This window comes from Actinoplanes italicus, from assembly GCF_003001815.1.
Taxonomy (GTDB): domain Bacteria; phylum Actinomycetota; class Actinomycetes; order Mycobacteriales; family Micromonosporaceae; genus Actinoplanes; species Actinoplanes italicus.
The window spans coordinates 250,016-260,245 of sequence record NZ_PVMZ01000018.1 but is presented as its reverse complement, the minus strand read 5'-3'; the positions used below and the strand labels follow the sequence as shown (position 1 = coordinate 260,245).

Genomic DNA, 10,230 nt, shown 5'->3' with positions numbered 1-10,230 from the left:
GGGGGGGGGGGCGGGGGGGGGGGGGGGGGGGAGGGCGAGGAGGGAAGGTGAGCGAGAGGGAGGGAGGGAGGGAGGGAGGCCGCGTCGGGTGGTGTTCATGATCGTGGCGCGTGTGAGTGGGCCGCTGTAAGCGCGAGCGCGAGCGTGGTGGTGGTGGCGGTGGCGGTGGCGGGCGTGGGGTTCGCGACAGCCGGTGACCGGACGCCTCAGCCCCGGCGGCGGCGTTGGGGCCTTGCGTTTCGCCTGCGTCGCTTCGTGGCCCCGGTTCGTGATGGTGCGGTCGGGGGAGCGATGGCCGTACAGCCGGAGGGTTTAACGAAGGCCCAGGGAGGCGAGGATGGAGCGGATCGCGGCGCCGGTGGGGCGGAGGACCTCGTCGCGTAGCCAGCGGCCGGCTGGGGCGATCAGAATGCGCCATGCGGCGCCGATGGTCCAGTGCCAGGTGAAGGCGATCGCGATGCCGATCGGGCGGAGCAGGTAGCGGTAGACCTGGCGGAACAGCCAGGACGTGCCCTGCCAGCCGACGGTGAGGAACCACAGCAGCGCCCGGCCGGCGGGGGCCAGGATCCACTTCCAGAGGTGGACGCAGGTCACCGCGATCGCGCGGCCGATCGGTCGCAGGATCCACCGGTGGAGGAAGTGTGCGCTGGGGACGATCGCGTGCTCCCAGAGCCACATCACCGGCACGCCGATGACCAGCACCGGGACCGCCATGATCCAGCCGATGAGCTTGACCAGGGCGTTGCCGAGCCAGCGCAGAGCGGGGAACAGCAGGGTGCGCCAGAGCCAGCTCACCGGGACGGCCACCAGGTATTTCCACAACCAGGCCAGCGGGATGACGACCAGGTGATGCCAGAGCCAGAGCAGCGGGACGATGAGGTAGCGGTAGAGGAAACCGCCGACCGCGGAGAGTGCCATGCCGAGTAGCCGGAACGGCAGCACCACCACGACCGCGATCGCCCTGATCGGCCACAGGAGCCAGGCGGGGGCGGAGTCGGTGGACTGGTCGGATCTCGGCATCGGCCCAGGTTAGCGGAGGCCGTAAAGTCCGCCACCGAATATGATCATCGATCGTGAGCAGCGTCGCGAAGATCGAGTCACACGCCGTCGGCGCGTGGCCGTCCACCTATGCCGAGCAGGCCGGGGGCTGGCTGCTGCGGCACACGCCGGGGGTCGGCAAGCGCCGCAACAACTCGGCGCTTCCGCCGCCCGGCGCCGTGGCCGGGATCGACGCGGCCGAGGATTTCTATCGGGAACGCGACATGCCGGTCATCGTGCAGGTCAGCCCGGCCGAGGAGCACGTGGCTCTGGACCGGGCGCTGGCAGAGCGTGGATACCGGCACGACGCGCCCACCCTGGTGCTGGCCGCGTCGGCCGGCGACGTCATGCGGCGGGTACCCGAGGTGGAGATCGCTTTCGGACTCACGCCCGCCTGGCGGGCCGCCTACGGCAACGAGGCCGTGAGTGAGCACGTCCTCGATCGGATCGGCCTGACCACCGGGTTCGCCTCGATCGTCGTGGATTCCCGGATCGCGGCGCTCGGGCTCTTCGTCGCGGACGACGGCATCGGCGGGGTGTTCTGCATGGCCACGGATCCGCCCTACCGGCGGCGAGGGCTGGCCGAGGCGATCCTGCGGGCCGGCGCGGCCTGGTCGGCCGATCAGGGAGCCGAGTCGCTCTATCTGCAGGTCGAGGAAGAGAACGAGGCGGCGCGCAAGCTGTACGCCAAAGTCGGCTTCGCGCATTCGCACAGCTATCACTACCGCGTGCGCCGATAGGATGACCGGACGAGGCGAGGAGCGGTCAATGATCGAGGCAGGGATGCTCGGTCGTCTCCGGCCGGGCGACCATGCGTGCGTCGTGGTGGACGACGACGGCAGCAGGCTGCGCAGCCTCGCCACCTACATCAGCGCCGGGCTCCGTGACGACGAGCGCATCCTCTACTTCGGGCCTGACCACGAGTGGCTCACCGTCGGCCTGGTCACGGCCGGTGTGGACGCTCCGGGCGCGGTCCGGCGCGGGCAGCTCGAGATGATGACGGCCGAAGATTCGTATCTGGCCTCGGGTTCCTTCGACCCGGAGTCGACGATGGAGGGCTGGCGGGTCGAGGCCGCGCGTGCCCGGGCCGACGGATTCCGGAGCCTGCGGGCGATCGGTGACATGTCGTGGGCGGTCCGTTCCGTGCCCGGCGCCGACCGGCTGGCCTGGTATGAGGCGAATGTCAACCGGGTCTTCGCCGAGCGGCAGGCCATGGCGATCTGCCTGTACGACCGGCGGCTGTTCAGCCCGTCCGAGTTGCAACGGGTGACCTGGGCGCATCCGGCCGCCGTCGACCGCGACACCGCAGCCGACGTCGAACCGGCCCTGCGGTTCGCCCGCGTCGCCGAACCACCCGGGATCCGGCTGCACGGTGAGGCCGACCTGGCGAACCGGCAGGCGTTGCGGGCGGTGCTGGACAATCTGGCCGAGGACTCCGCCGCCGGTGATCGGCCGGTCGTCGTGGACGTGTCCGACCTGCGGTTCGCCGACACCGCGGCGGTGCGCATCCTGCTGGAGGCCGCGGTCGCCGGAGCGCCGCGGATGCGGGTGGCCGGCTGCACACCCGGTCTGCGGCGGCTGCTCGCGTTCAACGGCGCCGAAGTGGTCGCATGACGCTCGACCATCTCGGGCTGCTCTACCGGAACAGCCACGAGTACCTGACCGGCATGACCGGGTTCGTCCGGGAGGCGGTGGCGGCCGGAGACGCCGTGCTCGTCGCGGTTCCCGGACCGGACGTCGCCGTGTTCCGGGGCGCGCTGGCCGATGTGAACGGGGTCGTGTCCTTCACCGACATGGCCGAGGCCGGGCGCAACCCGGGCCGGATCATCCCGGGCGTCCTGCTGGCTTTCGCCGCCGCGCACCCCGGCCGCCGGACCTCGATCGTCGGCGAATCCCTGTGGCCCGGCCGGACGGCGCTCGAACAACCCGCTTGTTTCCAGCACGAAGCGCTGATCAACGCGGTCTTCGCGGAGCGGGACACGACGATCCTCTGTGCGTACGACGCGACGCGGCTCGACGGGTCCGTGCTGGCCGACGCGTGGCGAACCCATCCGGCCATGATCGTCGACGGCGTGCGGCGGGGGAGCGGGTCCTACGCCGACCCGATCGCCGCGGCGGCCCGCTTCAATCAGCCGCTGCCCGGCGCTCCGGAACGCTGCGCCCGGTTCGCCTACGCGGCGCCGACCGACCTCGGCCGGGTGCGCCGGTTCGTCGCCGAGCACGCCGCCAAGGCCGGGCTGGCCGAGACCCGGATCGAGGACCTGGTCACCGCGGTCAACGAGCTGGCGGAGAACACCCTGGTGCACACCGGTGGCGGGGGAGCCGTCACGGTCTGGGCCGACGGCGGGCAGTTCGTCTGCCGGATCACCGACGCGGGACATCTGACCGATCCGCTGGCCGGCCGCATCCCGCCGTCCAGTCGCACCGAGGGCGGCCGCGGGCTGCTGCTGGCGCATCACCTGTGTGATCTGGTGCGCGTCCACACGACCCCGGACGGGACCATGTTCCAGCTCTACATGGACGCCGGCATCGGTGCCGCTCCTTGACCTCGACCCGCCCTGACCGCGTCGTCACAGCACTCGGACTGCCAGCCAGGTCGTGACGGCACTCGCCACCAGCAGCCCGATGTTGAGACCGATCAGCCGCGCCTCGCCCCGCGACACGTGCACCACGATGCCACCCACCTGGATCAGCGTGAGCCCGGCCGCCGCGAACACGGCGAGGACCGGGACGATGCCGGTCAGCGGCGGCAGGATCAGCCCGGCCGCGCCGGCCAGTTCCAGGGCTCCGATCAGCCGGACCAGCGGCATCGGCGTCCGGTCCACCCAGCCCATCATCGGCAGCAGCGCCTCCCGGCTCGCGACGACCTTCCGGCCACCCGCGTAGGCGTAGAAGACCGCTAGCAGGACAGCAAGCACCCAGTAGGCGATTTCCATGAGAACCCCTCGATGACCAGGACCGTTACCGGTCGTAAGAAGCCACATCATGCGGCACTATCGTGAGGCGTACAAAAGGCACAGGCATGTGCCTGAGGCACAGGGAGCTGCCTGATGGACTACGAGCACACGTGCATGATCCGCGGCGACGGCGGGCGGACCCTCCGCGCGATCCTCGACCAGATCTGCAACAAATGGACGCTGCTCGTGGTGGCCACGCTCGACCAGGGCACGCTACGTTTCACCGACCTGCACCAGCAGGTCCCCGGGATCTCCCAGCGCATGCTCACGCTCACGCTGCGCAACCTCGAACGGGACGGGCTGATCTCCCGCACCGTCTACGCCGAAGTGCCGCCACGCGTCGAATACACGCTCACGCCGACCGGCAAGAGCCTCATCCCGCCGGCGTTGGCCCTGGCCGGCTGGGCCATCGAACACGTCCCGGACATCGAGGCGAGCCGGAAGGCGTACGAGGAGCGGCGCTGAGCGTTCAGGAGGTGTAGAGGCAGAACGGGTGGCCGGCCGGATCGAGCAGCACCCGGACGTTCGCCTGCGGCTGATGATCGGGCAGCTCGGCGCCCAGATCGACGGCGTGGGCGACCGCGGCGTCCAGGTCGGTCACCTCGAAGTCGAGGTGCAGCATCATCTGCTGCCGGCCGGGTTCGGCGGGCCAGGACGGGCGTACGTAGTCGGGGTTGTGCTGGACGGTCAGATAGGCGACACCCTCGCCCGCGTCGAGGACCACGTCGCCGGGTTCGCGGCGCCAGACTTTCCAGCCGCGCAGAGCCGCGTAGAAGTCGGCCAGCACGTCCGCGTCCGGAGCGTCGATCACGACACCCCACCAGTCGGAACGCCTCCACCGGTCGTCGTCGGGCATGCGATCACCATACCCAGGGGGGTTCCTGGTCCACTGCGGCCGCCCGACGTCGAGCATCCGTTGCTGCCGGGGTGCCGGCCGCGCTGACGGCCGTCATGCGGCCCGGGTGGCGAGGATCTGCTCGCGGAGGATCTCGGCGTGGCCGCAGTGCTGGGCGATCTCTCGGAGCAGATGCAGGTAGATCCAGCGCAGCGGCAGAGGCCCGCGACGGTTTCCGCTCACGATGTCGTCCAGACTCAGCGCAGCGGCGGCATGCCGTGATGCGGCGCACGCTTCCGCGTAGGCGGTCCGCACACTGTCGACGGTGTCGCCGTCGTCGAGGACGAAGGACTCGTCCGGAGTCGCCGGGATGCCGATCTCGCTGCGCGGGCGGCCGGTGAAAGCCTCGTCGAACCAGACCCTCTCCACGAAGGTGACGTGCTTGACGAGTCCCAGAAGGGTCGTCCGGGACGGGACGAGCCGCCGCCGGGCCTCCTCCTCGGTCAGGCCGTCGAGGCAGTCGTGCATCGCCGCGCGGTGGTCGTCGAGAATGGAGTCCCACTGGACCCGCAGCGGCTGATCGATGACGTCGTCCATCGGCATTCCCCCAGCCTGCCACACACGATCTTCAGTCACCGGGGTTGTTTGCGGACCAGCCGAGGAGACGCTCCAGGTAGGGGTCGGACTCGTCGGTGGTCGTGTCGGCGGCGCCCGCGACGACTTCGCCGCCGGTGCCGTCGATGGTCACCGGGGTGCCTTCCGGCAGGACCCGCCCGGCGGTCCGGAGGAGCCCGGCCGCCGGGTCGACGGACAGGGCGCCGGCGCCGACGATCGCGGGCTTTCCCATGGCCCGGGCGACGACGGCGGCGTGGCTGGTGGGGCCGCCGACGGTGGTGACGATGCCGGCGGCCGCGGCCAGGCCGTGCATGTCGAGTGGGGACGTGTGCGGGCGGACCAGGATCACCGGGCCGTCGGAGGCCATCCGGGCGGCGCGGTCGGCGGTCAGCGCGATCCGGCCGGTGGCCACGCCGGGACCGGCGCCGGTGCCGCGGGCGATCACGTCCAGGTCGTCGGTCAGCCGGATCCTGGCGGTACGGGCGGCGCGCAACTGCCGTGCCGACAGGCGACGCACGGCCGTCGCGCGGTCGATGAGCCCTTCATCGGCCAGGTCGACCGCGACTCGCACCGCGGCCCGTCCGGCCAGCCCGCCGGGGCGTACCTGCAGGAACCACAGGCGCCCCGACTCGAAGGTGAACTCGACGTGGCAGACGTCGCGGTAGTGGCGTTCGACCCGGTCCAGGCCGTCGAGCAGGGCCGCCCACACCCCCGGTTCGCGTTCCTCGAGCCCGGCCAGCGGCCGGGTGGCGACCGAACCGGAGACGACGTCCGAGCCGGGCCGCTCGAACAGCAGGTCACCGTAGGGGCGCTTGACCCCGCTGCTCGGATCACGGCTGAACGCCACGCCGCTGCCGCTGTGTTCGTCATGCTCGCCCGACACCATCGCCTGCACGACGACCGCGGTGCCGAGATCATGGGGAATGCCGTGCAGCTCGCGATAGGTGACGGCGCGCGGTGCGAGCCACGACGCGAACACCTCCTCCACCGCCGCCCGCAAGCGGGGTGAGCATGGATCCACATCGAGGAACGTGTCCATCATGCCGGGCATCGACACCTCGGCCCCGGACCGCACCGACACGAGCGGCACCCGTAGGTCCCGGGCCGCGGCCTCCAGATCCTCCGGGAGCGTGCCGTCGCGCAGATAGGCCCGGCAGGCCGCGGGAGGGATCACGAACCCGGGTGGCACCGGCATCCCGAGCCGCATCATCGTGACCAGGCCGTGCCCCTTGCCGCCGAGCACGTCAGGCCCGGCCGGATCGGCGGGCGAGAGGGGCCGGGCGCGCCGGTCGGGGCCGGCGAGTGGGAGTGAACGGTCGTGCGATCGAGGGCTGGGCGGGCCGGTGGGCGTCATCGGGGGATGCCCAGGGTGACCAGCAGGTCTTCGTGCAGCTGGAACCACACGTTGTGATACGACGTGGTGGTGTCGGCCAGGTGCTCCAGCTCGCCGGCCGTGGCCCGGCCCAGCGCTGCCGACAGCCGCCGGCGGTAGGACGCGAAGCGGGGCAGCGCGGTCTCGAGAGTGGTGCAGACGTCGGCGGCCCGCCGGTCGAGGTCGACGAAACGGGCCAGAACCCGGGAGTCGTAGGCCGCGTCGGTGTGGTCGTTGAGCTCGGCCACCCCGTCGGCCGGGCGCATGTGCCAGGCCGTGCACAGATCGAGCAGCTCCGGGTTGAGCACCAGGAACCGCTCGAACGCCCCGGCGACCGACTCGCGGGTGCCGGCGGCCGTGAGCTCGGCGGCGACGAGCCGGGCGTCCTCGGCCTTGCCCGCCTCGGTCAGGCCCCAGCCGCCGAACGGGCCGGGGGTGCGGGTGACGAGGCCGTCGACGGCCAGGTCGATCAGCCGGGACTCGGTGTCGGCCTCGGACAGCGCGGCGGCGTCGGCGACCCGCGCCAGATCGGTGAAGCCGAGGCAGCGCAGGGTGTGCAGCACGCGGAGGTCGGTCATGAGGCCACCGCCACGGCGTGGCCGGCGCCCCGGCCGGACGCCCGGGCCACGATCCGGCCGGCACGGATGCGGACCGCCGCCTCGGTGTCGTCGCTGATCCCGGAGCCGACGGCGGCGGCCAGCTCGGGGCCGTCGTCGAGGTCGAGGTACATCGGTGAGGCCGCCGTCGGTGGGAACGATCGCCGCAGGCAGGACAGGAACCCGCCGAGCCGCAGCCGGACGAGCGCTCCGGTCTCGGCCGGGTCGCCCGACACGACGGCCACGGTCACCCGCTCGCCGGGCGCGGCGGCACGGACGGCCTCCTCGGCGGCGCTGAGCCGGGCCGAGCCGAGCACCACGACCAGACCGTCGTCGGCCACGCCGTCAGCCGGATGCCATGGGTCGTCACTGAGGGCGGCGTCCCGTACGAAAGGAAGATGGGGTGGATCCCACTCGTCGGCCATGGTGAGGCGCGCCAGGTGGCCGCATGCCCGGGCCACGTCGAACGGATCGCCGAAACCGGGCGCCGAGCCGGCCAGGTGGTCGGCGCCGTGCAGCAGCGTGAGGATCAGCTCGGCCAGCCGCACCCGGCGCCGGGCGGCCGGTGGGCAGGCCTCCAGCGCGAGGGCCAGCATCAGGCCTTCGAGCCGGCTGATCTCGCCGAGGACGGCCCGGCCCGGATCGTCGTCGAAGACCCCGGTCACCGATCGGGACCGCAGCCGGCCGGCCGCCGCGGTGTCCCCGGCGAGTGGCAGACGCTCCAGCCAGGCGCGGGCGAACGCCTCGGCCGCCGTGCCGACCTCGGCCGGGCCGGGAGTCTCGGCCGTGGGGAGCAGGGGCGCGTGCGGTGACGTGAGGCCGAGCAGGACCGCCATGTAGAGCGAACGCTTGCCGGCGAAGTTCGAATACACCGCACCGCGGGTCAGGTCGGCGCGGGCCGCTATCCGGTCGACCTTGGCATCGGCATAGCCGTGCTCGGCGAACTCCTCGACCGCCGCGTCGAGCACGGCGGACCGTGTGCGCGCCTGCTGCTGGGCTCTCGTCAACCGGACCATGCCGTCAAGATACACTCATCATCGGAATGTTGAGAACATCCGAATAATCGACTGGCCGGGCGGCCGAGGCCGGGCTAGCCTCCTCCGCATGTTCAAAGGACTGGCCTTCGTGAGGATCCGCAGCGCCCGCTGACGGCGGCGCGACCTGCTAGATGATCCGCCCGCCGTCTCGGCGTCATGCCGGGCGGCCGCTTCCGGCTACCCGGCTCATCCTCGAGCTGCGGAGCACACCTCACCATGTCCCTTGCACACCTTCGTGCCGACGACGTGACCGTCCGACTCGGCGCCCGCCTCGTCCTCGACTCCGTCTCCGTCACCGTCTCGGCCGGCTCGCGCCTGGCCGTGGCCGGTGAGAACGGCCGGGGCAAGACCACCCTGCTGCACGTCCTCGCCGGACTGACCACACCGGACTCGGGCTCGGTGCAGAGGTCCGGAACCATCGGCCTGGCCGCTCAGGCGCTGCACGTCAGGCCCGGCGACACGGTCGGCACCCTGACGGGCGCCGCGCTGCGCGCGTCACGGGAGGCGCTGGCCGCGCTCGACGAGGCCGCCGCCGACCTGACAGCCGAGCGGGCCGGGGCCGGCGACCGGTACGCCGCCGCCCTGGACGCCGCCACCCGGCTGGACGCCTGGGACGCCGAACGCCGGGTCGACATCGCGCTGGAGGCCCTCGACGCCTGCTCCGACCGGTCCCGTGAGCTGCGGACCCTCTCGGTCGGGCAGCGCTACCGGGTGCGCCTGGCGTGCCTGCTCGGCGCGTACCACGATCTGCTTCTGCTAGACGAACCCACCAACCACCTGGACGCCTCCGGGCTGGCCTTCCTGACCGCCCGCCTGCGCGCCCACCCCGGTGGCATCGCCCTGGTCAGCCACGACCGGCAGCTGCTGCACGACGTCGCCCGCGAGTTCCTGGACCTGGACCCGAGCCGGGACGGCCGGGCCCGGACATACACGGGTGGCTATGACGCATGGCAGCGGGGCCGCCGCCGTGACCGGGAACGATGGCTCCAGGAGTACGACGTGCAGCAGGCCGAGCATCGCCGGCTGGCCGAGGCGGTCGACCGCGCCCGGTCGCGGCTGAGCACCGGCTGGCGTCCGGACAAGGGTGTCGACAAGCACAAACGCCAGTCGCACACGCCGGGCGTGGTGCAGGCGCTCAACCGTGAGCGGGAGGCGCTCGAGGCGCACCGGATCACCGTCCCGCAGCCGCCGCCGGTGCTGCGCTGGCCGGACCTGGACACCCGCAAGGGCGTGCCCCTGCTGCGGGCCGACCGGGTACGCGTGCCGGGCCGCCTGGACACGCCGGTCAGCCTCACCGTCTCCGGTGGTGACCGGCTACTGGTCACCGGCGCCAACGGTGCGGGCAAGTCCACACTGCTGTCGCTGCTGGCAGGGCCGCTGCGGCCGGAGGCGGGCGCCGTCCACCGCTCCGCGGACGCCCGGGTCGCGCTGGTCGCGCAGGAGGTGCCGGACTGGCCGGCCGGCGCGACACCGCATCGGCTGCTCAACGGTGGCGGAACGATGGGCCTGCTCGACGCGGAGGCGCTGCGGACCCCGGTCCGGCTGCTCTCGCAGGGTCAGCAGCGGCGGCTCGACCTGGCCCTTCAGCTGGCGACCCGACCCGACCTGCTGATCTTCGACGAGCCGACCAACCACCTGTCGTCCACACTGGTCGACGAGCTCACCGGGGCCCTGCTGACCACCCCGGCGGCGGTGATCGTCGCGACTCACGACCGCCGGCTGCTCGCCGATCTGTCCACCTGGCCCCGTCTGCACCTGGAGGAATGACCGGGGTGCCGGG

General features: G+C 72.2%; 12 protein-coding genes. 5 read left to right on the top strand and 7 right to left on the bottom strand.

Annotation, left to right across the window (positions count from 1 at the left end):
- Positions 1-312: 312 nt before the first annotated feature.
- A complete protein-coding gene (locus CLV67_RS36020; RefSeq protein ID WP_106326609.1) occupies positions 313-1,020 on the bottom strand; it encodes a hypothetical protein in 708 nt (235 codons plus the stop codon).
- A 53-nt stretch (positions 1,021-1,073) separates the two neighbouring features.
- Between CLV67_RS36020 and CLV67_RS36015 the strand changes: the two genes are divergently transcribed.
- The 3 genes from CLV67_RS36015 to CLV67_RS36005 are packed head-to-tail and all read left to right on the top strand — an operon-like array spanning position 1,074 to position 3,584.
- Positions 1,074-1,778, top strand: a complete 705-nt coding sequence (locus CLV67_RS36015) for a GNAT family N-acetyltransferase (RefSeq protein ID WP_106326607.1) — start codon at positions 1,074-1,076, stop codon at positions 1,776-1,778.
- Positions 1,779-1,806: 28 nt separating this feature from the next.
- Positions 1,807-2,652, top strand: coding sequence for an MEDS domain-containing protein (locus CLV67_RS36010; protein WP_170154124.1), 846 nt, complete (start codon positions 1,807-1,809; stop codon positions 2,650-2,652).
- Positions 2,649-3,584 (top strand): sensor histidine kinase, encoded by a 936-nt coding sequence (locus CLV67_RS36005; RefSeq protein ID WP_106326603.1) that lies wholly within the window; start codon positions 2,649-2,651, stop codon positions 3,582-3,584. The genes CLV67_RS36010 and CLV67_RS36005 overlap by 4 nt, the downstream gene beginning before the upstream one ends.
- A 24-nt stretch (positions 3,585-3,608) precedes the next feature.
- Here CLV67_RS36005 and CLV67_RS36000 read toward each other — a convergent pair whose 3' ends face one another.
- Complete coding sequence (locus CLV67_RS36000) at positions 3,609-3,974, bottom strand: DoxX family protein (RefSeq protein ID WP_106326601.1); 366 nt, start codon at positions 3,972-3,974, stop codon at positions 3,609-3,611.
- 114 nt (positions 3,975-4,088) lie between these two features.
- On the opposite strand from CLV67_RS36000, the gene CLV67_RS35995 reads away from it, so the two are divergent.
- A complete protein-coding gene (locus tag CLV67_RS35995) occupies positions 4,089-4,460 on the top strand; it encodes a winged helix-turn-helix transcriptional regulator (protein WP_275414914.1) in 372 nt (123 codons plus the stop codon).
- Between the two features lie 4 nt (positions 4,461-4,464).
- Here CLV67_RS35995 and CLV67_RS35990 read toward each other — a convergent pair whose 3' ends face one another.
- The 5 genes from CLV67_RS35990 to CLV67_RS35970 form a co-directional block, all read right to left on the bottom strand.
- Positions 4,465-4,851, bottom strand: coding sequence for a VOC family protein (locus CLV67_RS35990; protein ID WP_106326597.1), 387 nt, complete (start codon positions 4,849-4,851; stop codon positions 4,465-4,467).
- 93 nt (positions 4,852-4,944) lie between these two features.
- On the bottom strand, positions 4,945-5,427 hold the full coding sequence (locus tag CLV67_RS35985; RefSeq protein ID WP_203737149.1) for a DinB family protein: 483 nt from the start codon (positions 5,425-5,427) through the stop codon (positions 4,945-4,947).
- A 31-nt stretch (positions 5,428-5,458) separates the two neighbouring features.
- The gene (locus CLV67_RS35980; RefSeq protein ID WP_106326593.1) at positions 5,459-6,799 is read right to left on the bottom strand and encodes a PEP/pyruvate-binding domain-containing protein; all 1,341 of its coding nucleotides are present in this window, start codon (positions 6,797-6,799) and stop codon (positions 5,459-5,461) included.
- Complete coding sequence (locus CLV67_RS35975; RefSeq protein WP_106326592.1) at positions 6,796-7,395, bottom strand: transcriptional regulator; 600 nt, start codon at positions 7,393-7,395, stop codon at positions 6,796-6,798. The genes CLV67_RS35980 and CLV67_RS35975 overlap by 4 nt, the downstream gene beginning before the upstream one ends.
- Entirely contained in the window at positions 7,392-8,429 is a 1,038-nt protein-coding gene (locus CLV67_RS35970; protein WP_106326590.1) for a TetR/AcrR family transcriptional regulator, read from the bottom strand. Before CLV67_RS35970 ends, CLV67_RS35975 begins: the two co-directional genes overlap by 4 nt.
- A gap of 237 nt (positions 8,430-8,666) precedes the next feature.
- On the opposite strand from CLV67_RS35970, the gene CLV67_RS35965 reads away from it, so the two are divergent.
- Entirely contained in the window at positions 8,667-10,217 is a 1,551-nt protein-coding gene (locus CLV67_RS35965) for an ATP-binding cassette domain-containing protein (RefSeq protein WP_170154123.1), read from the top strand.
- Positions 10,218-10,230: the final 13 nt, after the last annotated feature.

What these genes read in the sequence shown, in the direction of transcription:
- CLV67_RS36020 (WP_106326609.1), bottom strand. Translation starts at nt 1,020, where the DNA reads ATGCCGAGATCCGACCAGTCCACCGACTCCGCCCCCGCCTGGCTCCTG.
- CLV67_RS35975 (WP_106326592.1), bottom strand. Translation starts at nt 7,395, where the DNA reads ATGACCGACCTCCGCGTGCTGCACACCCTGCGCTGCCTCGGCTTCACC.
- CLV67_RS36010 (WP_170154124.1), top strand. Translation starts at nt 1,807, where the DNA reads ATGATCGAGGCAGGGATGCTCGGTCGTCTCCGGCCGGGCGACCATGCG.
- CLV67_RS35980 (WP_106326593.1), bottom strand. Translation starts at nt 6,799, where the DNA reads ATGACGCCCACCGGCCCGCCCAGCCCTCGATCGCACGACCGTTCACTC.
- CLV67_RS36000 (WP_106326601.1), bottom strand. Translation starts at nt 3,974, where the DNA reads ATGGAAATCGCCTACTGGGTGCTTGCTGTCCTGCTAGCGGTCTTCTAC.
- CLV67_RS35985 (WP_203737149.1), bottom strand. Translation starts at nt 5,427, where the DNA reads ATGGACGACGTCATCGATCAGCCGCTGCGGGTCCAGTGGGACTCCATT.
- CLV67_RS35995 (WP_275414914.1), top strand. Translation starts at nt 4,089, where the DNA reads ATGGACTACGAGCACACGTGCATGATCCGCGGCGACGGCGGGCGGACC.
- CLV67_RS35970 (WP_106326590.1), bottom strand. Translation starts at nt 8,429, where the DNA reads ATGGTCCGGTTGACGAGAGCCCAGCAGCAGGCGCGCACACGGTCCGCC.
- CLV67_RS36005 (WP_106326603.1), top strand. Translation starts at nt 2,649, where the DNA reads ATGACGCTCGACCATCTCGGGCTGCTCTACCGGAACAGCCACGAGTAC.
- CLV67_RS35965 (WP_170154123.1), top strand. Translation starts at nt 8,667, where the DNA reads ATGTCCCTTGCACACCTTCGTGCCGACGACGTGACCGTCCGACTCGGC.
- CLV67_RS35990 (WP_106326597.1), bottom strand. Translation starts at nt 4,851, where the DNA reads ATGCCCGACGACGACCGGTGGAGGCGTTCCGACTGGTGGGGTGTCGTG.